This window comes from Microbacterium trichothecenolyticum (genome assembly GCF_000956465.1).
In the GTDB taxonomy this organism is placed as follows: Bacteria; Actinomycetota; Actinomycetes; order Actinomycetales; family Microbacteriaceae; genus Microbacterium; species Microbacterium trichothecenolyticum.
The window spans coordinates 207719-233654 of record NZ_JYJA01000040.1 but is presented as its reverse complement, the minus strand read 5'-3'; the positions used below and the strand labels follow the sequence as shown (position 1 = coordinate 233654).

The 25936-nt window shown below is 71.5% G+C and carries 20 protein-coding genes; 13 read left to right on the top strand and 7 right to left on the bottom strand.

The annotated features are described in order from the left end of the window. The first annotated feature begins 90 nt into the window (after positions 1 to 90). A complete protein-coding gene (locus tag RS82_RS18230; RefSeq protein ID WP_045302049.1) occupies positions 91 to 945 on the top strand; it encodes a GAP family protein in 855 nt (284 codons plus the stop codon). Positions 946 to 976: 31 nt separating this feature from the next. Here the strand turns inward: RS82_RS18230 and RS82_RS18225 are convergent, their stop codons facing one another. Further along, positions 977 to 2269, bottom strand: coding sequence for a MinD/ParA family ATP-binding protein (locus tag RS82_RS18225; RefSeq protein WP_045302047.1), 1293 nt, complete (start codon positions 2267 to 2269; stop codon positions 977 to 979). Positions 2270 to 2401: 132 nt separating this feature from the next. Here RS82_RS18225 and nucS point away from each other — a divergent pair, with 132 nt between their 5' ends. The 7 genes from nucS to RS82_RS18190 all read left to right on the top strand — a co-directional run bounded on the left by nucS (position 2402) and on the right by RS82_RS18190 (position 11923). Then, complete coding sequence (gene nucS, locus RS82_RS18220; protein ID WP_045302045.1) at positions 2402 to 3097, top strand: endonuclease NucS; 696 nt, start codon at positions 2402 to 2404, stop codon at positions 3095 to 3097. Positions 3098 to 3203: 106 nt separating this feature from the next. Next, entirely contained in the window at positions 3204 to 6140 is a 2937-nt protein-coding gene (locus tag RS82_RS18215) for a glycosyl hydrolase (protein ID WP_045302043.1), read from the top strand. A 33-nt stretch (positions 6141 to 6173) separates the two neighbouring features. Further along, positions 6174 to 6692: a MarR family winged helix-turn-helix transcriptional regulator gene (locus RS82_RS18210; RefSeq protein ID WP_045302041.1), complete on the top strand. Its 519-nt coding sequence runs from the start codon at positions 6174 to 6176 to the stop codon at positions 6690 to 6692. A 10-nt stretch (positions 6693 to 6702) separates the two neighbouring features. Then, positions 6703 to 7422, top strand: coding sequence for an HAD hydrolase-like protein (locus RS82_RS18205; RefSeq protein ID WP_045302038.1), 720 nt, complete (start codon positions 6703 to 6705; stop codon positions 7420 to 7422). Further along, positions 7415 to 8686, top strand: a complete 1272-nt coding sequence (locus RS82_RS18200; RefSeq protein ID WP_045302266.1) for a hypothetical protein — start codon at positions 7415 to 7417, stop codon at positions 8684 to 8686. The genes RS82_RS18205 and RS82_RS18200 overlap by 8 nt, the downstream gene beginning before the upstream one ends. Before the next feature lie 36 nt (positions 8687 to 8722). Continuing rightward, on the top strand, positions 8723 to 10801 hold the full coding sequence (locus RS82_RS18195) for a bifunctional lysylphosphatidylglycerol flippase/synthetase MprF (protein ID WP_045302264.1): 2079 nt from the start codon (positions 8723 to 8725) through the stop codon (positions 10799 to 10801). A gap of 102 nt (positions 10802 to 10903) precedes the next feature. Then, positions 10904 to 11923, top strand: a complete 1020-nt coding sequence (locus RS82_RS18190) for an acyltransferase family protein (RefSeq protein WP_084695754.1) — start codon at positions 10904 to 10906, stop codon at positions 11921 to 11923. 76 nt (positions 11924 to 11999) lie between these two features. Here the strand turns inward: RS82_RS18190 and RS82_RS20840 are convergent, their stop codons facing one another. Genes RS82_RS20840 through RS82_RS18155 form a run of 6 tightly spaced genes read right to left on the bottom strand, consistent with a single transcriptional unit; the run spans position 12000 to position 19802 of the window. Next, the gene (locus tag RS82_RS20840; protein WP_084695753.1) at positions 12000 to 13685 is read right to left on the bottom strand and encodes a S8 family serine peptidase; all 1686 of its coding nucleotides are present in this window, start codon (positions 13683 to 13685) and stop codon (positions 12000 to 12002) included. After that, a complete protein-coding gene (locus tag RS82_RS20835; protein ID WP_157005674.1) occupies positions 13682 to 15745 on the bottom strand; it encodes a glycosyltransferase in 2064 nt (687 codons plus the stop codon). The genes RS82_RS20840 and RS82_RS20835 overlap by 4 nt, the downstream gene beginning before the upstream one ends. Next, the gene (locus RS82_RS18170; protein ID WP_045302034.1) at positions 15742 to 16332 is read right to left on the bottom strand and encodes an acyltransferase; all 591 of its coding nucleotides are present in this window, start codon (positions 16330 to 16332) and stop codon (positions 15742 to 15744) included. Before RS82_RS18170 ends, RS82_RS20835 begins: the two co-directional genes overlap by 4 nt. Further along, the gene (locus RS82_RS18165; protein WP_045302032.1) at positions 16329 to 17723 is read right to left on the bottom strand and encodes a wax ester/triacylglycerol synthase domain-containing protein; all 1395 of its coding nucleotides are present in this window, start codon (positions 17721 to 17723) and stop codon (positions 16329 to 16331) included. Before RS82_RS18165 ends, RS82_RS18170 begins: the two co-directional genes overlap by 4 nt. Beyond that, positions 17720 to 18640, bottom strand: coding sequence for a glycosyltransferase family 2 protein (locus tag RS82_RS18160; protein WP_169748724.1), 921 nt, complete (start codon positions 18638 to 18640; stop codon positions 17720 to 17722). The genes RS82_RS18165 and RS82_RS18160 overlap by 4 nt, the downstream gene beginning before the upstream one ends. Then, a complete protein-coding gene (locus RS82_RS18155) occupies positions 18624 to 19802 on the bottom strand; it encodes a glycosyltransferase family 4 protein (protein WP_045302029.1) in 1179 nt (392 codons plus the stop codon). Before RS82_RS18155 ends, RS82_RS18160 begins: the two co-directional genes overlap by 17 nt. 267 nt (positions 19803 to 20069) lie before the next feature. Here RS82_RS18155 and RS82_RS21585 point away from each other — a divergent pair, with 267 nt between their 5' ends. The 5 genes from RS82_RS21585 to RS82_RS18130 are packed head-to-tail and all read left to right on the top strand — an operon-like array spanning position 20070 to position 25934. Continuing rightward, positions 20070 to 20990, top strand: coding sequence for a YveK family protein (locus tag RS82_RS21585; RefSeq protein WP_045302027.1), 921 nt, complete (start codon positions 20070 to 20072; stop codon positions 20988 to 20990). A gap of 12 nt (positions 20991 to 21002) precedes the next feature. Beyond that, positions 21003 to 22616, top strand: a complete 1614-nt coding sequence (locus tag RS82_RS21580) for an O-antigen ligase family protein (RefSeq protein WP_045302025.1) — start codon at positions 21003 to 21005, stop codon at positions 22614 to 22616. Next, positions 22613 to 23464 carry a glycosyltransferase family 2 protein gene (locus RS82_RS21575; RefSeq protein ID WP_052676926.1) on the top strand — a complete coding sequence of 284 codons (852 nt, stop codon included), beginning with the start codon at positions 22613 to 22615 and terminating at the stop codon, positions 23462 to 23464. The genes RS82_RS21580 and RS82_RS21575 overlap by 4 nt, the downstream gene beginning before the upstream one ends. Further along, complete coding sequence (locus RS82_RS18135) at positions 23461 to 25077, top strand: lipopolysaccharide biosynthesis protein (protein ID WP_052676925.1); 1617 nt, start codon at positions 23461 to 23463, stop codon at positions 25075 to 25077. Before RS82_RS21575 ends, RS82_RS18135 begins: the two co-directional genes overlap by 4 nt. Continuing rightward, entirely contained in the window at positions 25074 to 25934 is an 861-nt protein-coding gene (locus RS82_RS18130) for a GDSL-type esterase/lipase family protein (RefSeq protein ID WP_045302023.1), read from the top strand. The genes RS82_RS18135 and RS82_RS18130 overlap by 4 nt, the downstream gene beginning before the upstream one ends. Positions 25935 to 25936 lie beyond the last annotated feature (2 nt).

Below are 25936 nucleotides of genomic sequence, written 5' to 3'. Positions count from 1 at the left end.
CGGAGCATCCGCCCAAAGGAGGAGGCCGCCGGAGAACGACTCGTCCCTCCGCCCGATCCGCGTGCCCCGACGCGGCGCGAGGCTGGTGTCATGGAACTGCTCGCCGACGCCCCGCTCGCGGTCACGCTCGGCATCCTCGCCCTGCTGGACGGACTGAGCGTCGGGACGCTGCTCGTGCCGATCTTCCTGCTGCTCGCGCCGGGACGGACCCCCGTGGGGCGAGTGCTGCTGTACCTCGTCACCATCGCGGCCTTCTACCTCGCCGTCGGCGTCCTGTTCATGCTCGGCCTGGTGAACCTGGTCGACGTCGCGCAGGAGTTCCTGACGTCGCCGGCAGGTCAGGTCGTCCGCCTCGTGGCCGGTGCGGCCCTGCTGCTCGTCGCCTTCATCGTCGGCAGAGGCGCTGCGCGGCGCGCCCCCGGCTCGCGACCTGCAGGCGAATCCGTGCGGGTCTCACCCCTGACCGGAATGCCGGTCGCCGCGACCACACCCGCCCCTGCGGCCTCGTTCGCGGCCTCGGGGACGACAGCGCCCGAGTCGTCCGCGCGCCTGATGCGGTGGCGCGATCGCCTCCTCGCGCCGCAGGCCTCAAGCGGCGGGGTGATGGCCGTGGCGGTGGGCGCAGGAGTGGTCGAGGTGGCCACGATGCTGCCCTACCTGGTGGCGATGGGCATGCTCGCCGAGGCGCCGCTGGGGATGCCCGTGCGGATCGCCGCACTGGCGGGGTACTGCGCCGTCATGATCCTTCCCGCCGTCGTGCTCCTCGCCCTGCGCGTGGTGGCGGCGCCGGTCGTCGAGCGGCCGCTCGGTCGCCTCGCGGCGTGGATGGAGCGCACGGGCCGTGAGAACACCGCGTGGATCATCGGCATCGTGGGGTTCCTCGTGGCTCGAGGAGCCGCCACCGAGCTGGGCCTCTTCGACAGGATGAGCGCATTGCTCGGCTGAGACGTGCCGCCGACTGCGACCTGCCTGTGGATCAGAGCCGGTCGGCCACCGTCGCGGCGACCGTGAGCCACGCGTCGCGGGTCTCGGGAGACAGCGCGTCGAAGTCGATGGGGCCCCCGTCGACGAGCGACGGGTCGAACGGCGCATTCACGACGGCCGACGTCACCTGCTCGAAGTGCTGGGAGAGGCGCGACTCGAGCTTGCGGTCCGGGCGGGAGGACGGTGCCGTCAGCACCGTCACCGCCTCGTCGATCTTCCTGCCGAAGCCCTTCTCGCGCAGGCCGTCCAGCAGCCAGGCGGCGCTGGCCGCGGTGTCCTCGCGCACGGTCGACACGATCACGAGCTGATCGGCGGCGGCGACGGCGGCGACCCAGTTCGAGGCGCGCATGTTGTTGCCCGTGTCGACGATCATCAGGCGGTAGTAGCGGCGCAGCAGGGCGTGGAGCCGGTCGAACGCCGGCGCGTCGATCGTCGAGGAGGCGGCGGCATCCTCATCAGAGGCGAGCACGTCGAAGCGCGCGTCGACCTGCGTGCGCACGTAGTGATCGAGCGCCGCGAGGCTGGACCCCCGGAAGTTCGAGGCCTCGTCGAGGTCCTCGAGCAGGTCGACGGCGGTGCGGTGGTGCGGCGCGTGCTGCGCGCGCCAGCCGAGCGTGCCACGGGTCTCGTTGTTGTCCCACGCGAGCGTCGCTCCGCCCCGCAGCGTGCCGAAGGTCGCTGCCAGCAGCAGGGTGCTCGTCGTCTTGTGCGCCCCGCCCTTGGGGTTGAGCACGACGATCGTGCGGGGGGCGTCGAGTCGACGCTGGACGCGCTTCTCGCGGTCGAGGCGCGAACGCTCGACGCGACCCGGCGCCGGTGAGATCAGACCGCCGGTCGCGCGCCGCACGGCGCCCTGCCAGCCCGTGGTCGCCCGCGGGCGGGCGCCGCCGCCGCGCGAGTCGAGGAGGTCCTGCACGGTCGGCCGGGCGACCTCCTCCGACACCGGCGCGAGCGTCGGCACGGCGGGAACCGGCGTCGGCGCCGTGACCGGAAGGGTCGGCACCGGGGCCGGCGCGGGTGCCGCGTCGACGGCCGCCTCCTCCAGCGCCTCGTCGAACGTGCCGTCCGGGTGAACCACGAGCGGCCAGCGGGACGAGCCCTCGACGAGGGTCGCGTGCGCCGGTTCGCCGGCGGATGCCGCGAGCTGACGGATCTCCTCGACCACGCGGTCGCGCAGCGCGAGGCTGTCGGGAGCGACGACCTCCGCGACATCGCTGCCGACGTGGAGTTCGGCGACGGTGCTGGACAGGATGTGGACGGTCGCGTCGGGCTGACGTGAGTTCATCGGTTCTTCTCCGGACGAAAGGGATGGCGTGGGGCCGGGATCTGGGGGTTGCGCGGCGAGGCGCGGGCAACGAGGGCAAAGGCTATCCGACGAGCCTGCGGGCAAGCTGACGCAGGAGGCTAGGCTCTTCGGGTGCGTCTCGTCATCGCCCGCTGCTCCGTCGACTACACCGGGCGGCTCAACGCCCACCTGCCCCTCGCCACCCGCCTGCTGGTGCACAAGGGTGACGGGTCGCTGCTGGTGCACTCCGACGGCGGCTCGTACAAGCCGCTCAACTGGATGAGCCCGCCGTGCCGTCTCGACGTCGAGGTGCCCGACGAGGAGTCGGCGTCCGCCGGCGTGCTCGAGCACTGGCGGGTGACGCACGCGAAGACCGGTGACGCGCTGCTCGTGCGCATCTACGAGGTCATCCACGACTCGTCCCACGAGCTCGGCATCGACCCTGGTCTGCAGAAGGACGGTGTCGAGGCCGACCTGCAGCGCCTCCTCGCCGAGCAGGTCGACGTCATCGGCGAGAACCTCACGCTCGTGCGCCGCGAGTTCCCGACCGCCATCGGCCCGGTCGACCTCCTGCTGCGCGACCCCGAAGGCGGCACGATCGCCGTCGAGGTCAAGCGCCGCGGCGACATCGACGGCGTCGAGCAGCTCACGCGCTACCTCGAGCTGCTCGGCCGTGACCCGCACCTCGCCCCGGTCACCGGCGTCTTCGCCGCCCAGGAGATCAAGCCCCAGGCGAAGGTGCTGGCCGCGGACCGCGGCATCCGTTGCGTCACCCTCGACTACGAGGGAATGAAGGGCATCGAGTCCGGCGCACCGCGCCTGTTCTAGCCACTCCTCGCGCCTTCCCCCGTTTGCGGTCGGGTCTTGTGTCATGTCGCCCTGACAGTACATACTGTCGCGAAGACAGTACTTGACAGGAACGGATGCTGCAGCGATGACGCTCGACGACTTCCGGCGCGAGATCGCCGAACCTGCCATCGAATTCCGCCCCGAGCTGCGCTGGTGGCTCGCCGAGGGCCTGCACGGCGACGCGACGCTGAGGCGCGAGATCGCCGATGCCCATCGCCTCGGCTTCGGCGGCATGGAGTTCCTCGCCATGGACGAGGGCGCGATCGACCACGCGCGCTACGGCTGGGGCTCCGAGGAGTGGGTGCACGACTCGCAGGTCGTGGTCGAGGAGACCACGCGTCGCGGCATGTCGGTGAGCTTCACGTCGGGCACCAACTGGTCGAACGCCAACCTTCCGACGATCACACCCGACGACCGCGCCGCCGCGCAGGAACTCGACGTGGCATCCGAGACCCTCGCCCCCGGCGAGCGCCGCTCGGGTCCGCTCCCCCGGATCGACCTGGCGGCCCCGGCCGCCGCCCGCCACCTTCCCGGTGAGCGCGGCACGATCCGCGACCAGCACCTCGTCGCCGTCGTCGCGGCCAGGGTGCTCGACGCCGACGCCGGCGTACTGGACGCGTCGTCGCTCACCGAGCTGACGGCATCCGTCACCGACGACGCGCTGGAGTGGACGGCGCCCGACGGTGACGGCGACTGGCGGGTCTTCTTCTACTGGCTGCACGGAACCGGCCAGACCGCGGAGCCCTCGGCATCGGTCAACTACACCGTCAACTACATCGACCGCGACGGCGTCGACGCCGTGATCGCGTACTGGGACGACGTCGTGCTCACCCCGCAGCTGCGCGCGCAGATCGCGCAGAACCCGCGCGCGCAGATGTACATGGACTCGCTCGAGCTGTCGACGTTCGGCGCCGGGGGGCTTTTCTGGGGCCACACGGTCGTCGACGAGTTCCGCGCCCGCCGCGGCTACGACGTGGTGCCGTGGCTGCCGTTCCTCACGCGCGACGTGCCGTTCATGGCGGTCTCGACGATCTACCACCACCAGCCCGCCGGCGACGCCGACCGCATCACTGTCGACAAGGTCCGTCACGACCTCGTCGTCACCTTCACCGACCTGTACATCGAGAACATGCTGCGGCCGTTCGCGGAGTTCCTCCACGGCGTCGGCATGACCCTGCGCGCAGAGGTCAGCTACGGCCTGCCGTTCGAGCTCACCCGCCCCGGACCCGAGGTCGACGGCATCGAGACCGAATCGCTCGAGTTCGGCGCCCAGATCGACGCGTACCGGCTGCTCGCCGGCCCCGCGCACCTCTTCGGCAAGCAGTACTCGTCCGAGACCGGCGCCACGACCCGCAACCACATGCTCGATCACCGGTTCTACGACCAGATCATCGCGACGCAGCTCGCGGCGGGCATCACGAAGACCGTGCTGCACGGCTGGGCGAGCCCCGCCGGCGCCGAGGGCGTGACCGAGTGGCCCGGCCACGAGGGCATGTGGCCGATGTTCTCCGAGCGCTTCGACACGCGCCAGCCCGGATCGGAGTTCTATCCGCTGTGGACCGCCGCGATCGGCCGCCTGCAGTACGCGCTGCGGTGCGGACGGCCGCGCATCGACGTGGGGATCCTGCGCACCGACCACTTCACCGACAACCTCGTGGGGCTCTCGCTCACGGGTCCGGACGGCGAGCGCATCCCCGACGAGGTCGCCTACGGCACGATGTGGATGCGCGACCGCGACAACTTCTGGTGGCAGGACCTCGGCATGCAGGACGCCGGCATCACCTACGAGTTCTTCGACGGATCCCTGCTGCTGCGCGACGACGTGTCGTTCGACGGCGACGAGGTTCAGCCCGGCGGCCCCGGCTATCGAGCCCTCATCGTGTACCAGGAGACCCTCGACCCCGACGTCGCCGCGCACCTGCTCGCGTGGGCGCAGCGCGGCCTGCGACTCGTGGTCGTCGACGGCGCCCGCGAAGTGCAGTCGCTGATGGAGGGGCGCCACACCACCCACGAGACCGCGGCGGCGCGCACCCCCGGTCTCGACGGCCGCGACCGCGAGCTCGCCGCGACCATGGCGGAGCTGCGACGGATGCCGGGGGTCCGCGTGACCGCGCCCTCCGGTGTCGTGACCGCCCTGGACGAGCTCGGGGCGGGCGGCCGCGCGCGCTTGGAGACCGACGATCCGAACGTCCTCACGCACCTGCGTGAGGACGACGGCCTCATGGTCCTGTACGCGTACCACTTCCTCTACGAGACGACCGAGCCCACCACGGTGCGCATCGTCGTCGAGGGAACGGGCGCGGCGCACCGCCTCGACGCCTGGACCGGTGAGCTGCGTCCGCACCGCGGCGCGCGACAGCGCGGCGGCCGCACCGTGGTCGAGCTCACGCTCGCGCCGGGCGAGGTCGCGGTCGTGGTCCTCGATACGACCACGGATGCCGCGGACTCGCCCGCTCCTTCCGTCTCCGAGGTCGCCCGGGCCGAGGCGTGGCGACTGGTCGTCGAAAGCTGGGATGCCGGCGAGCCCGAGGTCCTCGAGGAGGACCGCGGCCTCGGATACGTGTCACGCGAGGTGCGCCCGAAGACCGCCGTGACCCGACTCGACGCCGGCGAGGTGGAACTCGCAGCGTGGTCGGAGATCTCCGGCGTCGGAGCCGATGTCTCCGGCGTCGGCGAGTACACCGCCATCCTCTCCGTCCCCGAGGTCGCGGACGGCGCGCGATACCTCCTCGATCTCGGCTCGACCGGCGGCGGGCTCGGGTCGGTGCGGGTCGGCGACGGTCCGCAGCGCGGGTTCGACACCGCGCACCCGGTCGTCGACGTCACCGGCAGCATCCGTCCCGGCGAGAACACGCTCACCGTCCGCGTCTCGAGCTCGCTGAACAACCGGCTCCGCGCCCGTGGATACTATGAGCGCATCCCCGACATCGGGGCGCAGCTCACCGGCGAGGAGCGCACGCAGCACGCTGTCGTGCGCGAGTACGGACTCCTCGGTCCCGTCCGGCTGCTGCGTGAGGAGTGAGCCCGGGAAGCGGCCGAGAGGAACGAGAAGGCGATGGCCAGAGGTGACGTCGACACCGACGCCTCCGCAGACCTGAGCCCGGTCATCGCGCCCGACCCGCTGGACCTCCGACTTTCGCTCGCCACGATCGTGCACTGGGCCGACAGCACCGGTCTCCGGCGCGACGTCATGGCGCGGGTCGCATTCCCGGTGGACGACATGGGCATGTTCCTGGTGGTGAACCAGCTGTCGTACAACGGCGCGATGCGGCCCGTCGACCTGTCGCTCGCGCTCGGGCAGACCGCGACGAACATGAGCAAGATCGTCGGCCGCCTCGTCCGCACGGGGCTGGCGGTGCGCGTTCCCGCACCCGACGACGACCGCGGGGTGCTCGTCGCACTCACCGACCAAGGCCGCCGCATCGGCGAGCGCATCATGTCGACGGCCGAGTCCAACATGAGGACCCTGCTCGCCGACTGGTCCCCCGCCGAGATCGAGGATCTGCGGCGCATGATGGCGCGCCTGGCCCGCGTGCACCGCTCCGTCTCGGAGCGGAGGGCCGCCTCCGCATAGGCTGGTCCCTATGCCGAGCCGATCGCCGTGGACCTGTGTGCTGTGGGACGTCGACGGAACGATCGTCGACGCGTCCGACGGCATCCTCCGTCGCCTCACGATCGCCCTCGAGCACTTCGGCAAGCGTCCGCCGACCCGCGCCGAGCTCGTGCACTGGATCGGGCCGCCGATGTACCAGTCGTTCCAGGTGAACGTCGGCATGACGCCCGAGCAGTCGGCCGAGGCCGTCGCGTTCTATCGCACGCTCGGCAAGGCGGACGGGTACACGACGGGCGCCAAGCTCTTCCCCGGGGTGGGTGAGCTGATCACGGATGTCGCGGCGTGCGGCATCCCGCAGGCAACCGCAAGCTCGAAGCCCGAGGTGCAGGTCGTCGCGCTCATGGACCACTTCGACCTGTCGACCTCGCTCACGGCCATCGTCGGCGCGACGCCGGACGAGAAGACGCTCAGCGCGAAGTCCGACATCGTCGCCGAGGCGCTGCGGCGCCTCGCCGCCGCGGGCGTCGACACGAGCCGTCCCGTGCTCGTCGGGGATCGGCACCACGATGTCGAGGGCGGCGCCGCCCAGGGCGTACCCGTGATCTTCGTCCGGTGGGGCTTCAGCTGGCCGCACGAGTCCGAGGGCGCGCAGGCGGTCGTCGACGATGTCGACCAGCTGCGCGCTCTGCTGCTGTTCGGAGAGCACGCCGACGAGAGTGCGGCCGCGAACGCCGGCGTCGCCGATGCCTGAGCTCGCCGCCGCGATCATGGGGTGGCTCGTGCCGGCCCTGGTCGTGTTCGGCGTGACGGCCCTTGCCGTTGCCGCCATCGTGTGGGCGGTTCGCCGCGCACGTCGCTCCCCACGAGCACGGGCCGCCGCCGAGCGCGAGAGGGCGAAGGCGGGCGCGACGCTCGTGAAGCTCGACGACGAGGTCGCCGAGCTCGACCTCGAAGTCGGCCTCTCCGGCGCCCTCTACGGCGGAGACGCCCCGGCGTCGCTGCGGCGGGCCCGCCTCACGGCGCAGCACGTTCGCAACGACGCGTTCGAGGACTACCGCGCAATCAGCGATCCCACGGTCGCCCCCCAGGAGGTCCAGCGGGTGTCCGCGCGCATCGAGCGCCGCGCGGGCGAGGCTCTCGCGACCGTCGCCGCCGCCCGCAAGGAGCACGGCGCCTGGGTCACCGCGAACGTGTCGGCGGCCGGGCAGATCGACGCCGCCCGCCGCCGTCTCGCCGCGCTGCACGCGTCGATGGGCGATCCGGCCGCGCTCGTCGCCGAGCTGTCGTCGCGCTTCGCCGAAGAGGAATGGCGGGATGCCTCGCGCTCGGCGCACGCCGCACTGTCCGAGGTGACCGCCGCCGAAGGTCACCTCGACGCCGCCGCCGCCCGTGCCGCCGACCCGTCGCTGAGCGCCCTCCCCGATCTCGCCGCCGCCGAACGCGCGCTCCGCCAGGCGGAGGCGGACGCCCGCAACCTCGAGGAGACCCACCGCCTCGTGCTCCAGGCGGCGCAGGCCGTGCCCGACGAGATCGCGTCAGCGCGCACGGCGCTGCGCCAGGCCTCCGTCACGCGCGAGCACCTCGACGCCGCCGACGCCGCGCGGCTGGGCACGGAGCTCCACGCCATCGACGGCGAGCTGAACCGCATCGAGACGGATGCTGCCCGCCACCCCACCCGCACCGTCGACGCCATCGCGCGCCTGCGCAGCCGGCTCGACCTCGCCCTCGGCGACGCCCGCACCTCGCAGCAGCGACTGCGCGGGGCGCGAACCGCCCTCCCGGGCACCCTCGCCGCCGCGCGCGGCGCACTGGCGCAGGCCGAGGCATCCGTGTCCCGTTCCCGTGCCGGGGCCGACGCACGCTCACGGCTGCTCTCGGCCCAGCGCGAACTCGCCCGAGCGCGCCAGGCGCAGGACCCGGTCGCCGCGCTCGACGCCGCACGCCGTGCGATGCGCGACGCCGAGGACGCGAAGGCGCTCGCTGACTTCGTCCGCCAGGCGGGCCCGCTCGGATAAGGGACGGCCGCAAGACCCACCGCTATCGTGAACCCCATGAGCGACGGGGCGACTCAGAGACCGAACCGCGTGCTCGCCGGGGTGGGGCGGATTCCGGCGACACTCACGATGATCGCGCTCGTCCTGGTGACGGGCGTCGTGTGGCAGGGACTGTGGCAGCCGTTCGAGGATTCCGAGGTCTTCGACGCCGTCGCCTACGGGCTCCCCGCGTTCGAGGCCGGCCGGTGGTGGACGCCTCTCACCGGCACGTTCTTCGTCAATGCGCCGTGGGTCTACCCGTTCACGCTCGCGAGCTTCGTCGGCATGGCGTACCTCGAGTTCCGGCGCGGGTGGCGCGTGGCTCTCGCCTACTACTGGGTCGGCCAGCTGTTCGCGATCTTCGCGACCGCTCTCGTGCTGTGGGGGTGCTCGGGGATCGCGTCGTGGGGCTGGGCGCAGACCCAGGCCGCGGCACTGGACGTCGGCCCGTCGGGCGGCACGTTCGCCTGCATCGCCGCGGCCGTCGGGCTGCTGCGGAGCCCCTGGCGGGTCCGTGCATGGCTGGTGCTGCTCGGCTACGTGTTCGTGGCGATGCTCTTCTGGGGCACCCTCGCCGACCTCGAGCATCTGCTCGCGGTGCTGCTCGTGCTGTTCGTCGACCGATCGCTGCGCGTCCAGCGCACCACGATGCGCGAGCAGCGGCTCATCGCCTTCATCGCGGTGCTGGTGCTCGGCGCTGTCGAGGTCATCACGATCCTCGTGCCGACGGACGGCCCCTTCGGCTCCACCGAACCCGCCTCGGGCGGCTTCTGGGACTTCGCGATCGACGTCGTGATCATCCTCATCATCGCCAACGGACTGCGACGCGGGCGCCGCTGGGCCCGGGTGCTCGCCATCATCCTGGCCGTCCTCAACGTGCTGACGGCGCTCCTCGTCGGGGTGGCCATCATCATCGCCTCCGAGGCCCAGGTCGAGGCGGCGATCGACGGCGAGACCGAGTTGGCCCTCGCCAGCGGCGCGATGTGGCTGCTCATGCTCATCTACCTGATCTGGGTGCGGCGGGCGTTCCGGGCCCGACGCCGGTCGCGCATCGGCCTGCAGCCCTCCCCGGGTGTCGAAGACGTGAAACGGATGCTGCGCACCCACGGCGGCGGCACCCTCTCGTGGATGACGACCTGGGAGGGGAACACCTACGCCCGCACCGCCGACAGCATCGTCGCGTACCAGCGACGTGCGGGCGTGGCACTGGCCCTCGCGGACCCGATCGGTCCGGACGCCTCGCGCGCGGCAGCCGTCGAGGAGTTCATCCACGATGCCGAGCGGGCGGGACTGATCCCGTGCTTCTTCAGCGCCGACGAGGCTACGCGGGCCGCGGTGCCGGCCTCGTGGCGCAGCTTGGTCGTGGCCGACGACACGATCGTGGACCTTCCCGGTCTCGAGTTCACCGGCAAGCGGTGGAACTCGGTGCGCTCGTCGCTGAACCGGGCGGGCCGGGAGGAGATGACCTTCCGGATGACCCACCTCAAGGAGGAGTCGTGGGGCGTGCAGCAGCAGTTGCGGGCGATCTCCGAGATGTGGGTGGGTGACAAGGGGCTGCCCGAGATGGGGTTCACGCTCGGCACGCTCGTCGAGGCGGAGGACCCGGAGGTGCGTCTCGCCCTCGCGCTCGCCCCCAACGGCGACGTGGACGGGTTCCTGTCGTGGCTGCCCGTCTACGGCTCCGCGGGCGCCGTGCGGGGGTGGACCCTCGATCTCATGCGGCGCCGCGAAGGCGGCTTCGGGCCGGTGATGGAGTACCTCATCGGATCGTCGGCGAGGCTCTTCTCGGAGGAGGGCGCCGAGATCATGTCGCTGTCGGGCGCACCCCTCGCCCACGACTACCCTCCGGATGCCGGCATGATCGCGGCGCTCAGCGACAAGCTCGCCGACGCGCTCGAGCCGGTGTACGGGTTCCGGTCGCTGCACCGCTTCAAGGAGAAGTTCCATCCGCGATACGAGACCATGTACCTGCTGTTCCGCGACGAGAGCGACCTGACGCGCATCGGCGGAGCCCTCACTCGGGCGTTCCTGCCCGACGCGACGCTGCGTCAGTTCGCAGGGGCGGGACTCGAGCTCGTGCGCGGCGACCGGGACTGAGGCCCCGCGGCCGCGGCACCGGTCAGCAGAACTTCACGGCGGGGTAATCCGAGTTCACGACGGGGAAACCCCCCGCCGGACGGGAGTTCCTAGCCTCGAGTCATGATGACCGCGGCGGCACCGCGCGTGCAGTGGATCGACATCGCCAAAGGGGTGGCGATCGCGTTGGTCGTGCTCCATCACAGCCTGCAGTTCCTCGAGGCGTACGGCTGGGTGGCCGGACCGCTGCAGCGCGCCGACACCGGCCTCACGACCATGCGCATGCCTCTCTTCTTCGCCGTCTCGGGCCTGTTGGCGGCCGGAGCGATCCGCACGCTGCCGTTCGGACGACTGTGGCGTCGACGGCTGTTGCTGCTCGCGTACCTCTACGTCCTCTGGGGACTCGTCAGGGCTGTGTGGTTCTCTCTGGTGCCGTGGCCGCTCGAGCCGCTCGATCCGTGGATGCAGTTCCTCGTCTCACCGGTGCAGCCTTGGTCGGGCCTCTGGTATCTGTATGCCCTGGTGCTGTATTCCGCAGCCGCGTGGGCTATGCGACGGTTACCGGCGTGGCTCCAGCTGACGTTCGCCGGTGCGGTGTCGGTGCTGTTCGCGAGCGGAATCATCCAACTCGGCACCGGGTACACCTGGCGTTCGATCGGCACGTACTTCTTCTTCTTCGTGTTCGGAATGCACGGTCGCGAGCTCCTGCTGCGGTGGGCGGAGCGCGTCACCTGGCCGCTCGGCATCGGGGTGTTCGCGGGGTACGGCGCGCTCACGCTCGGACTGAGCTTGGTGCCGTCGTCGGTGCGATGGGCTGCGACACTTCCCGTCGCCGTGCTCGGCGTCGCAGCGGGAGTCGCTCTGGCCGTGATGCTGTCGCGCATACCCGTCGCAGGGAATGCGGCCCAGGGACTCGGGGCGCGCACGCTGCCGGTCTACGTGTTGCACGTGCTCGTGATCTCGGCCCTCGCCCCGTTGATCCCGGTGGCCGCGCTCCCGACCGCCGCGGTCGCGGTGGGGCTCGCAGCGGTGGCGATCGCGGTCGCTCTCGCGCTCTACGCGGCCGTGGGCCGCGTGCCGGGCCTGTTCAGCCTCCCGCCGGGGATCCCGCCGCTGCCGCGGGCAGAACCCGCCGCGGACTGACGGCCTCCCGTCCGCCGCGCCCGAGACCGGTGCAGAGCTGAAGGTCTGCTGCTCGAAGTCGGCCGAGCAGCCGTGTTCAGTTGCGGATGTTCAGCGACACGGTGGGAGAGGTCCCCACATTGCCCGCGGCATCCGTCGCCTTCGCGACGACCGCGTACGTGCCGTTGGGGTAAGAGCGGGAGTCGAGCAACGCGCGCCAGGTTCCGTCTGACTGCCGCACGGCCGTCCCGAGACGCGTCGAGCCCGACCAGTAGGCCACCGAGACCACGCCGCCGTCGTCGGACGCGGTAGAGGTCACCGCGACGAGGCCTGAGACCGTGCTGCCCGAAGCGGGCGCCGTCACAGTGACGGACGGAGCCGTGCGATCCGGCGTCGGGGTGGGAGTCGGGGTCGGAGTCGGGGTCGGAGTGGGAGTCGGAGTGGGAGTCGGGGTCGGAGTGGGGGTGGGGGTGGGCGTCACTCCTCCCGCGGGGGCAGTCGAGGCGAGATACCCGTAGAACCGACCCGCCACGGGCGACAGCGGATCCCCCGCGAACCGATGGCCACGGGTCGCCGCGAGGGCGGCCTGCCCGATCACCGTGGCGCGCACCTGCGCGGGGGTCCCCGTGCAGTCACCGGCCGCGAGGCAGTCCAGCACGACGCCGCTGAGGGCCGCGGCCGACATGCTCGTGCCCGACTGGATGTAGCCGTACCGGTTGCCCTTGGTCGTCGTGTAGGGGCACATGCCGGGCGCGGCGAGGGTGTGAGCCTGATCCGCCGTCGCGACGGCGAAGTTCGAGTTCGCCGACGGGCGGTCGTCGATCGTCGAGACGGCGCACGGCGCGGTGCCGAGCCCGCCCGGTCGGCCGTCGTAGTCGGCGATGTTCGTCGCGGTCAGCACCTCGTCGTAGGAGGCGGGCACGAACTTCGCGAGATCCGTCGTCGAGTTCGCCGCGGATGCGACGATCACAAGCCCCTGCTGACTCAGGGCGCAGATCGCCTGGTGCAGGACGTCTCCGTCGGTGAAGCCGCAATCGCCGTCGTCCGCGCCGCTGGTGGCGAGGCTCATGTTCACGACTTCGATCCCGAGGCGCTGCGCGTTCTGCGAGACCCACTCGACGCCGCACAGCAGCGACGAGAGCGTCCCGACGTTCTTCGCGTCCATCACGCGCACCGAGTAGACGGGCGCCCCCGGTGCCACGCCCACGGTACCGATGCCGTTGTCGTAGGCGGCCATGTAACCGGCGACGGCGGTGCCGTGCCCGTTGCCGTCGCTCGCGTCGAGTCCCGGCACGCAGCCGACGGAGCCCGCCAGGTTGTAATCGACGTGCGGGCTCACCCCGGAGTCGATCACCGCGACGGCCGGCCCGTCCCAGTCGGTCACGCCGTCTCCCGCATCGACCGGGGTCTCATCGGCCTCGACCGATCTCACGTGCGGCGGGACTGACTGCGCCATCCCCTGGAAGGTCACATCCGGGCTGACGGCCTCGACGCGGAGATCGCGGACGAGCGCGGTCGCCTCGCGCGCCGTGAGCTCGACGACGAAGCCGTTGATCGCCTCCGAGAATCGGCGATCGACATCGAGGCCGGCCGTCTTGGCGAGCGCGGCGGCATCCACTCCGTCCGCGACCGCCACGACGTACCGACCCGCGGGCAGCGGCGCGGCCACTGCGGCCGGCGATAAGGCCGCCGATGCCGCCGCGCCCAGTGCCACCGCGGCTACCAGCGCGAGCGCGGATCGCCGCGCCCACACCCCGCCGGAACTGGATGAGGGACCGCTCATGATCTGGCTCTTGCGGCGGGCACCCGCGTCTTCACGGGAGAGGCGGCGCGCCGCGAACGGGACCGGAAGTCCCGGTACGCGGTAAGGGTCTGAGACGCGATCGCATCCCAGTCGAGTGCGGAGAGGTCGACGGCGGCAGGACGGTCGTCGCGGGTGGCCCACGCGACGGCGTCGTGCAGGTCGGCGGCATCCAGCTCGCCGTCGTAGAGCCGCACCCAGCGGTCGCCGAGCTGCGCACGCAGCTCCCTCATCGCACCCAGGTCCGGCACCAGCACCGGCCGGTCGGCCGATGCCGCGAGGATCGCGGAGCCCGAGTTCTGGATGCGCGAGTACGGCAGCACGACGAGGTCGGCCGCGGCCAGGGTCGCCGCCAGCTCGTCGTCCGGGAGGAAGCGCAGACGGAGGACGATGCGCGGGTCTTCCCCCGCCGCCTCGCGGATCTCCGCCTCGAGCTCGGCCGGCGACGCGGATCCGGCGATCAGCAGCACCGCATCCGTCGGCAGCGAGCGGAACACCCGGATCAGGTGCGGGATGTTCTTGTAGGCGCGGATCTGCCCGACGGTCGCCACCACCGGCCCGTCCTGCGGCAGCCCGAGAGCAGCTCGCGCCTGCTCGCGGGGCACGCCGAACCCGTAGTCGTCACGGTAGTGACCGTGCGGGGTGACGGCCGCGGGCACCTCGTGGAGTCCGGGATACGCCTCACGCGCGGCCTCGACCCCCTGCTCGGTCAGGCCGATGATGCCGTCGACGTTGCGCAGGAGCAGCCGTTCGGCGGCACGGCGGATGGGCGCCGATGACCGCTCCTCGTGCGAGGTGACGTTGTGCACCGTCCACACCAGCACCGTCCCCCGAGGTCGCACGATCCGCAGCGCGCCGTAGAACAGCACCAGTCGCGCGACGTGGATCGCGCGCCGCGAGCCCGACAGGAACGACAGATCCGGCCAGTGCAGATGCACGACATCGGTCGGCTCGATCAGCAGGCGCCAGTAGCTGAGATCGCTCACCCTTGCGCCGCGCCGCTGGAGGGCCCGATACAGCGTGCCGTTGTAGGGATTTGCCGCCTCGGTGCGGAACGCGGGCTCCGCCTGCACGCGCAGCGGTCGCGGGACCGTCGCCGGCTCGCGGCCGAACAGTGTGCGCTCCGCCGCGGGGTATCCCCGTCGCCAGGCCCGGCGATGCGTCCACGTGTCACGCCAGGTACGCCTGCGCGATCGCGATACGGCCTCCAGCGCCGCGCGGACGCCCGCGCCCGCCTGCAGCAGCAGCACGCCCCACAGCGCGGGAAGGGCGGGCCACACCAGCCGCAGGTAGGTGACCTTGCCCGCCATGACCATCGCCATCTTGCGTCCGGTGGATCCGGTCGATCCGCCGACGTCGTGCCGGATCACGGCCTCGGGCACGATCACGGGGCGCAACCCCTGGGAGCGGGCGCGCGCCGAGAACTCGGCGTCCTCGCCGTAGAGGAAGAACCGCTCGTCCATGCCGCCGACGGCGTCCCAGTCCCGACGGCGCGCGAGCATGAGGCATCCGGTGATCACGGGGACCTCTCGGACGGTGTCGCGCTGCCACGCGCCGAGCGACTCCGGATCGAACAGCGGCGAGCGCTTGAACAGCGTGCTCAAGCCTGTCGCGAACGACGTCAGCGACCACAGCGTCGGCGCGCCCCAGCAGGAGGAAGGGTCGAGCGATCCGTCCTCGCCCACCGTGCGGCCCCCGTAGACGCCGTTCTCGGGGTGCGCTTCGGCGAAGGCCACGAGCGCCTCCAGCGATCCTGGGAACACGCTCGCGTCGGGGTTGAGCAGCAGGATGTAGTCGGCGACGGATGCCGCGACCCCGCGGTTCACACCGCGCGCGAATCCGATGTTCTCGCCGATGTCCACGATGGTGACCGAAGGATGCGCGGCGGCGATCGCACCGGCGCTGCCGTCGCTCGAGCCGTTGTCGACAAGGATCACCGACAAGCCCGGGATCCGCTGGTCCAGAACGCTGGACAGACACTCGATGGTGCGCTCGCGCGTGTTGTAGTTCACCACGATGACATCCACGGTGAGGGAGCTCATGCGACGCCCCACCCGCCAGCGGGCGCCGGGATGCGTCCGGGCTCGGCGCCGGCGAAGCCGGGCTCGGAACCGGGACGCCACCCGATCACCTTTGCCGGCACCCCACCGACGATCGCGTCCGACGGCACGTCCTTCGTGACCACCGCTCCGGCCGCGACGATCGCCCCATCGCCGATGGTGACGCCCGCGAGCACCACGACGCCGGCGCCGAGCCAGGTGCCCGATCCGATCACGATGTCCTTCTCGACCTTGTCCTGGTCCATCGGCGCAGTCCCCCGGACGATCCCGTAGTTCGACGCGGTGATCGTCACGCGCGGCGCCAGCAGCGCCTTCTCGCCGAAGATCACGCGGCCGGTGGAGTTGCCCGCCCAGATCGTCGAGTACTCGCCGATATGGGTCCCCGCCCCGATGACGATGCGCTCCGCGTTGCGGAACGACACGTTCGGGGCGAACGACACCCCGGGGCCGCGGGTGAGCCGGCGCACCTGGGACACGTGGGCGTAGCCGTAGAAATGCAGGATGCGCAGCCCATGCAGGTAGAGACGCGGGTCCACGAGCGAGCCGATCGCCCGCAGCGTCCGTCTCATGCCGCGGCCTCCTGTCCGTCGGCAGCGGATGACGCCGGCTCGACAGCAGGGGCGGCTGCGACACGCACCGGACCCGCCCCCGCGAGGACGCCCTCCACCCGGTCCGCGATGCCCTCCACGTCCAACTCTTCGCGGCTGACGACGGTGACCGCGAGGTCGTCGACGTAGACGGTCGCGAACACCGAGATCTCGCTGCGGGGATCGCCCGCGGGCAGGATCGCGACATGATTGACGCGCGCGTCGCCGAACCACCGGTACGACTCGGCGAGCGGCATGAGCGTGGCGTAGCCGGCGAGGCGTCCGTCCGATGGCGGCTCGTCCTCTCCGCGCGCCACGGTCCTCACCAGCTGCCGCACCGCGGCCACCCGCTCGGCCAGGGTGGCGCCCGGCTCGCTGTGGGCCCGGGCCATCGAGACGTGGTTGCGGACGTCGCCGCCGACACCCTTGCGCCGTCGCGACACCGGCACCAGCACGTCGATCCCGCGGTCGTCATCGTCGACGGCGCCCATCGCGGCCGCCACCACCAGATCGTTCAGCGAGCCGCGCAGCTTCGCGGCCTGCCGTGCCGCCGGCGACGCAGCGACTTCGAAGATCACCGGCCGAGTGGCCGGCAGCATGGCCGCTCGCAGGCCCCTCCGCCGGATCACGTACTCCTTGACGAACCAGGCGTCACGCGACGCGACGCGCTTGGCGCGCTTGAGCACGGGCTTGCGCCAGTACTCGCGCCAGAGACCGCCCGCAGAGGCCGACCTGGCTCGATAGTCCCGCAGCGCCTGCAGGGGCACCGCCCACGCCGACCGCGGCGGCACGCCGGTCGGCTCGAGCACGAACTCCGGGTCCGGGGCGAGCGGCTCGTCACCCGTCACGCGTTGGATCACGCTGAAGCCCCACTGACCGTCGCCGACGACGTGGTGCATCCTCGCGCCCAGCGCGATCTCCCCCGTCGTCAACACCGTGAAGCGCATGTCCCACAGCGGGCGGTCCTGCGCCAGCACGGGCTTGTCGAATCCGGCGAGGGTGCGCACGGTCGTCGAATCCAGGGCCGTGGGGGTGTCGAAGAACTCGACGTGCTCGCGAGGATCGAAGTCGGGATCGGGTACCCATGCGGGCGTCGTGAGACCGAGCGGTGAGCGCAGCAGCTTCATGCCGAACTCCGGTACCCGCGCGAGCGAATGCCGCAGCTGTGCGTGGATCCGCTCTCGATCGAGAGTGCCGTCGGGGCGCAGATATCCGGCTCCCTCGATGGTGAGCACTGCGCCGGTGTGCATGGCCTCGTAGGCGATGCTCGATCCGATGTTCTGCTCGTCGAGGGTGCGGACCATGTCGATCCGAACGCCCGGGACGGGGGCGATCGTGGTGCCGTCGGACACCACAGGCGATGCGGTCGTCATGCGAGCGCTCCTTCCATTCGCAGGGTGGGCATGCCGTCAGGGCTCCAGGGCGGGACGAAGCGCTCGCCCACGATCGGCGCGCGGCGCACTGCCCACGCGCCGGCGAAGATCCCCCCGAGCAGCGCCCGCTCGTGCTCGAAGGCGCGTCCCTGGCGGCGGGCGCGGGCGATCCGCGCCACGGTGCGACGGGTGAGGGTCCAGCCGATGCGCACGCCGAACCGCGGGTCCCGTCGCAGCCACTTGCCGACCAGGGCGCCCAGCCCCAGCCCGTAGCCGCGATGCAGCTCCACGTACGCGGCGCCGACGCGCGTGTTGGCGTGCAGGACGACGCATTCGGCGGAGTGCACGACGTGCGCGCCCGCGCGCAGCAGCCGGATGAAGATGTCGAGGTCCTCGGCACCGGCCAGCCGCTGGCCCGCACCCATGAGATCGTCGAATCCCCCGAGCCGCAGCAGCACGTCGCGGCGGAACGCCATGACCGCACCATGCCCGGCATCGAGCCCGCTGATCGCCGTCTCGTACCGTGCGGGCCTGTCGTAGGGCGCATCGGCCGACGAGGTGTGATCGAGCATGCGTCCGGTGACCGCCGCGACGCGGTCGTCGGCGAACGGCACGATCAGGTGCTCGATCCACCCCTCCGTGGGGCGGCAGTCGTCATCCGTGAAAACCACGAGGGGACGCGTCGCGGTGGTGATTCCGGCGTTGCGCGCGACCGACAGGCCGCGCCCCGCGCGGGTGGAGGCGACGCCCGCGTCCGTGGCGACATCCCTCGTCTCGGCGGTGTCGCTCGCACTGTCGACGACCAGGACATCGGCCTCGGCGGGGGTCGAGGAGAGGATCGCGGCGAGACCGTCGCGCAGCATCTCCGACCGGTTGCGCGAGCAGACGATCACCGTGACATCAGACGGGGATGGCATCGGGCACCCCCTCCGACACGGCGACCGCGTCGCGGTACGCCTGGACGAGGCTCTCGGCCGCGGCATCCCATGTCAGTTCGCCCGCGTGCGCGAGCGCGTTCCCGCTCAACCGGGCGAGTTCCGACCGGTCCGCGGCGAGGCGGTCGAAGTGTGCGCACAGCGTCGCCGCGTCTCCGGGCGCATGAAGCAGGCCGTGCACGTCGTCGTCGATGACGGCGCCCGCCGCCGTCGAGACCAGCGGGACCGCGCCCATCGCCTGCGCCTCGTAGGTGACCAGGGCGCTTCCCTCCTCGAGGGTGGGGAGCACCAGGACGTCGGATGCGGCGAGCGCTGCCGGCACGTCGTCGCGGAATCCGACGACGCGCACGCTCGGGTGGTCGAGCCGGTCGCCCAGATGTGCGGCGTAGCCGGGCAGCATCCTGCCGACGACCGTGAAAGTCCCGCGCTGCGACGCCGACGATGCGAGCCACGCATCGAGCGCGTGGTGCAGGCCCTTGCGGGGCTCGGCGAGTCCGACGTATACGGCACGGAGCGGGCGCGCCTCGGCGCTGCGGACCGCGGCGCGACGGGTGCCCGGGCGATACCCGTAGCGATGGCGGAACACCCGGCGCGGGTCGAATCCCTGGGCGATGAAGGAGTCCGCGACGGCCTCGGAGGGCGCGAGCACGCCCGTCGCAGCATCCCACTCCGCCTGCTCCATCGCGAGGTGCGCGGTGTTCTCGGTATGGGCGGTGCGATCGGCGCCGGTCAGCCCCAGCCGCTCGATCTCGGCCGACACGACGTCCCACGCGTGCCGCGTGTGCGTGTTCGGCGCCTCACGCACCGCCGCGATCCCGCGGGTGCGCGCCTCAGTGGCCGTGAGGCCCGGGGCGAGGGGCCACAGGTGCACGACGTCCACCGGGGTGCGACGCAGCACCGCGCGCGCGACGCCGTCATGCCAGCGGAAGGCGCGTTCGCGCCCGACGGCGCGGTGCGGGATGCGCGTGGGGCCGACCGCGAGCGAAGTGGTGACGGATGCCGCACCCTCGACGGGACGGCCGACACTGCCGGCGACCACATGGACTTCGAGGCCGGCGCGGATGAGCGAATCGGCCTGGTTCCACGCGGTCCAGCCGATCCCCGGCGCGCCGATCGCGTGCGGAAAAGACAGAAGCACCCGCATGAGCCCCCCAGTCGGCCAGCGGCGAGGGCGATCCCTCGCCCCGTTGCATGAGCCCAGGGTGTTATGCCGTCACCCGTCGGCGCAAGGCGTTCTGCGATCTCCCACCCAACTGTCGCAAGGCCTTAACATCCCCGCAATCTGCGAGCGGGTCCCGCGCCGCAGGATGAACGTGAGGTCATCGTCCGGATTGGGTCGGACGACCCTTCTCGCCACGGCGGCATGCGACATCTATCTCGCCCGCTGGGGGTGAGGAGGGGAGTTGGCAGCATGGACGTTCCCAAGTACCTACAGGTTCTCTGGCGCAGCAAATGGTTCCTGCTGGTGGGGGCAGTGGTGGCCGCGATCGCGGCGTTCTTCGCCGGATTCACCATCATCGACGGCAAGGTCACCTCTCGCGCGGTGCAGTCCTATACCGCTGCGACAACCCTGCTGGTCGCCGGCGAGAGCGACAACATGTACCAGGCGGTCGTGCCCGGCCAGCCGCTGGTGGAGGGCCAGACGCAGCCCGAGACGGTCGACCTCACCTCGAAGGCGATCCTCTACGCGTACCTCATCAGCGGCCTCGACATGCGGGGCGAAGTCGAGGATCAGATCGGCGTGTTCAGCGACGACGAGTCCCTCACCGCTCTGCGTCGCACCACGCAGCCGGGCGGCGACGAGTCGTTCCCCGGTCGCTATGTGCTGCCGATCCTGTCCGTCGTCGGCACGTCGCTGAACCCCGATCGGGCCGAGGAGATCGCCGACACCGCCGCCGATCTGTTCCTCGCCCAGGTGGTGGCGGAACAGGATGCCGCCACCCTGCCCGATTCCGACCGGGTCGTGGTGAGCGTGCTCGACCGCGCGCCCGCCACGGAGGTGGAGGGGAGCAACCCCGCCATCCCGATCGTGATCACGTTCCTGGGCGTGTTCCTCCTGTTCGTCGCCGCGGCCTTCATCCTCGCCGGCGTGCGGGCGGGCAGGTCGAAGAGGAATCGACCGACGCCTTCGGGCGGCCCGGCCGCCCCGGAACCGGATGCCGAGGACGCAGAGCACGTGGATGCGGACTCCGGCGAGCTCTTCGACCCTCTCGCGGACGCACCACTCGGTGCGCCAGTCGACCCGTCACCCGATGGCGATCGTGTCCGGTCGCGACGCGGAGCACGCGAAACCGCGCCGGTCGAAGAGCCCGACCCCGCCTACACCGGCTGACCACGGGTCGCCATGTCGAGTTCCGCCGCACCGCCCGCCGCCCCGGCCGAGATCGTGCCGGCGGACGGCGATGCGCCGCCGGCTGCCGGCCCGCCGGCGGGACGGGTCCGTGTCGTCCTCGGGGCCATCGCACTGGCGGCGATCGCGATCGCCGCCGCGGTACTGCTTCCCCCGCTCATCGGCGGCGCACTCCTGCTCACGGTCGCGCTCCTTTATCTGGCGCGGCGGATCGTGTTCTCGTGGGTCGGCGGGCTCGGCATCCTCGTGGCCGTGGTGATGTTCATCCCGGTTCGTCGGTACGCCCTCCCGATCCCCTTGCCGTTCCAGCTGGAGCCCTACCGCGTGGTGCTGATCCTGCTGCTGCTCGCCGTCGCGGTCGCACTGGTCCTCGATCGGGGGAGGCGCTGGCAGCCGGTGGCGTTCGGCTGGCCGATCGGGATCTTCGTGGCGACACTCGTGATCTCGATCCCGGCGAACGGAACCGCGCTCGTCGAGCAGGGCCTCGCCTCCACCGCCGTCGGCGCGCTCCTGAACTACGCGATCCTCCTCTCGGCGTTCTACATCGTGCGGCAGCTGCTCACGACCGAACGGATCGTGATGGGCCTCGCGACGGCGCTGGTCTGGTGCGGCGTCGCGGTCGCCTTGTTCGCGGTGTTCGAGCGCGTCACGCGGGTCAACGTGTTCTGGCGGCTCGCGACCTTCCTCCCCCTCGACATGATCGCCGACGAGGGATCGGACTTCCGCGCCGGCGGCTATCGGTCGTACGCGTCCTCGCAGCATCCGATCGCACTGTCGGTCATGCTCTGCATCCTGATCCCGCTCGCGATCTACCTAGCCGTGTACGCGAAGCGCCCGGTGAACGGCTGGTCGCGGCGCATCGTGTACGGCCTCGCCGCGGCCGCCCTGCTCATGGGCGTGCTGGCCGCTGTGTCCCGCACCGCCGTGGTGGTGCTGGCGATCATGACGCTGATGACTCTCATCCTGCGCCCTTACCTGGGCCTCACCCTCATCGCACTCGCCCTGCCGACCGTGGTCATCGGCTTCCTCGCACTCCCCAAGGTGTTCGACACGCTGTTCGCGTCCTTCCTCGACCTGGACGCGCTCATCGCGTCGCAGAAGACCTCGCCCGGCTGGGGCGGGGCCGGACGCCTCGCGGATCTCGAACCCGCGCTCGCCCAGGTGGCGGTGCACCCGTTCTTCGGGACGGGCGTCGGCAGTCGCATCGTGGTCGGCGAAGAACGCAATGCGTTCATCCTCGACAACCAGTTCCTCGGCACTCTGATGGAGGTCGGTGCGGTCGGCGTCCTGGGGCTCGTCGCGCTCGTCGTCGTCCCCACCATCATGCTGCTGCGATTCTCGTTCATCACCGCCCGCACCGAACCCCGCTACGCGTTCCTCGCGTTCGCCCTCTCGGTGTCGGCGGCCGGCTACACCGCGGCGCTCTTCTTCTACGACGCGTTCGGCTTCTACCAGACGGTCTTCGTCTTCTTCTTCCTGCTCGCGATCGGCGCCTGGCTGCTCACCGCGAGTCCCCCCGCCCTCGCGGCGAACGCGATGCGCCGCGACGCGGCATCCACCCGTCAGAGCGCACCACCCGTCATCCAGGTCCAGGAGGTGCGCCCATGAGCGTCCTGAGCGTCGTGATCCCCGCCCACGACGAGGGGCCGCTGCTGCGGCGACACCTCGAGCGCGTCCTGCGCGGCGCCGCTCCCGGCGAGTTCGAGGTGATCGTCGTGGCCAACGGCTGCACCGACGACACCGCGAGCCAGGCTGCGTCGGTCCCCGGCGTCCGTGTCGTCGAGATCCAGGAGGCCTCGAAGATCGCCGCGCTCAACGCCGGCGACGCGGCGGCGACCGGATTCCCCCGGGTGTACCTCGACGCCGATGTCGAGATCTCGGCTCGCGCGCTGCGGGCCGTCGCCAAAGCTCTGTCGGACGCCGCCGGTCCGCTCGTGGCGGCACCGACGTTCAACGTCGACTCGTCGCGCAGCACGTTCGCGGTCCGGGCGTTCTACCGCGTGTGGGAGCTGTCGGACTACCGGAGCAGCGGTCACGTCGGCTCCGGCATCTACGCCGTGAACGAGTCGGGACGAGCGCGCTGGCAGGCCTTCCCCGAGGTGATCGCCGACGACAGGTTCGTGCAGCAGCAGTTCCAGCCGGAGGAGCGGTTGAGCCTCGACGGGCATTCGTTCACGATCGCCGCCTCCGCCGACATGGCCACCCACATCCGGCGCGGAGCGCGCATCGCGCGGGGCAATCGCGAACTGCCGCTGCAGCTGCAGCGGGCCGCGCACGACCCGGCGGTGCGCCGCTACTCACGTCTGCTGCGCCGCGTCGCCGCGTCGCCGGGCCGCTGGATCGACCTGCCCTTCTACGTGTACGGGTACGGGATGACCACGCTGCGCGGGCGACCGGCGTCTGCACCGGCGGCATGGTCCCGCGACGACTCGATCCGGCAGGCGGAACGCGTGTGACGTCGGCGCCGTCGAACCTGAGCCACCGCGCCTCGCGCGGTGCGGCGGTCACCGCCGGCGGACTCTGGATGCGCACCCTCCTGCAGCTCGTCTCGACGATGGTCCTGGCTCGGCTTCTCGAGCCTGCCGACTTCGGCCTGGTGGCGATGATCATGGCGATCGTAGGCGTCGCCGATCTCGTCCGCGACTTCGGACTGACCGGAGCGATCCTGCAGGCACGTGATCTGACGACGCGCCAATGGTCGGGGCTGCTGTGGTTCTCGGCCGCACTCGGCGCGGGACTCATGGTCGCGGTCGCCGCCTGCGCACCGCTGATCGCGGCGCTCTACGGCGAGGACCGGCTCGTGATCCTCACCCTCGCGATCGCCCCCACGCTGCTGCTCAACGGCATCGCGATGCCGATGCAGGCGGCCGTACAGCGACAACTGCGCTTCGGCACCCTCGCGATGATCGACATCGCGTCGATGGCGGCCGGCGTGGTGCTCTCGGTCGTCGCGGCGCTGCTCGGCTGGGGCGTCTGGTCGCTCGTCGTCCTCGCAGGCGCGGGTCAGATCTATCGCCTGGTCGCGTTGTGGATCGCCGCGAAGCCCCGGTGGGGCGTGCCGCGGATCGGTCGCGACATCCGTCCGTTCGTCAGCACGGGCGGAAGCATCTTCGGCGTGCAGCTCCTGAACTACGCGGCGCGCAACCTCGACAACGTGATCATCGGCCAGCAGCTGGGATCGGCGGCCCTCGGGCAGTACTCGCGCGCGTACTCGCTGTTCCTGCTGCCCCAGCAGCAGCTCACCGCACCGCTCGGCCGCGTCGCCCTCCCCGTGCTCAGCCGACTCCAGGACGACGCCGAGCGCTATCGCCGCTACGTCCGGGGGGCGTTCACCGTCATCGGCTACCTCGCACTCACGGCGTACGCTGTCGCGGCCGCCGTCGCACATCCGCTGATGCTCGTGCTGCTCGGTCCCGGCTGGGATGCCGCCGCCGACGTGTTCGCCCTGCTGGCGATCGCGGGAGTGGCTCAGGCGGTGGGCAACGTGCAGGGCTGGATGTACATCAGCCTCGGCCGAGCTCACCGGCAGTTCGTGTACTACCTCATCACCCGACCTCTGGTCATCGCGTCCTTCTTCGTCGGCATCTGGTGGAACGGCATGAACGGGCTCGCACTTCTCTACGGTCTCGTGACGGTCGTCCTGCTGGTGCCCGGCTTCATCGTCGCGATCCACGGCACCTTTGTGCGCGGCTGGACCGACATCGCCGTGCCGCTCGCACGCCCGGCGCTGGTTGCGGCCGGGGCGTTCGGCGCGGCCGCCGGGATCACGATGGTCGTCTCGAGCTGGCCGGCGATCCTGCAGGTCGTCGCCGGCGCCCTGGGGGGGCTCGCCGTTCTGGCGGTCGCGTGGCTCGTGCCCGCGGTGCGCCGCGACTATCGGATGATGTTCGACTTCGTCCGGCAGGCGCGACGACCGGCAGCAGGGACCGGATCGGACGAGGCGCCGGCACCCACCGGCGATCTGCCCACCGATGCGGAAGCTGCGCAGCTCGGAGCCGACGAGATCTCCGCCGGCGAGCTGGAGGGGATGCTGCGCGAGGAGGACGATCGACGGCGGAGCCGACGATGACTCGGTTCGCGCGCGGGGTCGCCGTCGGTGTGGCGCTGACGCTGTCGCTGGCGGGCTGCGCGGCCGACGCCGAGCCCCCGCGAGCGACGCCGACGGTCAGCGCGTCCGCTGAGCCCGTCGCCGACTCGCTTGCCGTCGTGGGCGACTCGATGACGCTGGCCGCGACCGCCTGCGGTACGCCGGGCGCCTGCGTCGAAGCATCCTGGGCCGTCGGCACCGACCCCTCGGTGGGGTCGATCGCCGATCGGATGGCGGCGCTTTCCGGATCGCGCCCGGCGGTCGAGGCGATCGCCAAGCTCGGCGCGCGAGTGTCCTGGGCGCGATCGGCGGTCGACGCCCTCGCGGCCGATCCGCCCGACGTGGTGCTCGTGCTGCTGGGAGCGAACGACGCGTGCGCTCCGTCGACGGCCGAGATGACGTCGGCGGAGGACTTCGCCGCGGATTACACGCAGGTCCTCGCGGGAATCCGCTCCGCGGCTCCCGATGCGCGCATCGTCGCCTTCTCGGTCCCCGATCTGCTCCGGCTGTGGGAGCTGGGCCGCGCCGACCCCGAGATCGTCCGAATGTGGGATGAGAGCCCCGGGTGTCGTTCGCTACTCGCGTCGGCGGACTCGGATGCTGCCGCTGACGTCGATCGCCGTGCCTCGGTCGAGGCATTGGTCGCCGAGTACGACCTCGCGATCGAAGCCGCGTGCGCCGCCGCCGAGGGCTGCACGAGCGACGGCGGCGCGGTGCACGACATCCGTTTCGAGCCGGAGGACATCTCGGCCCTCGACCACTTCCACGCCTCGCGCGCGGGCCAGGCGACGCTCGCCGCCGGGGCCTGGACCATCGTCGAGGCCGCCCTCTCCGACTGAGG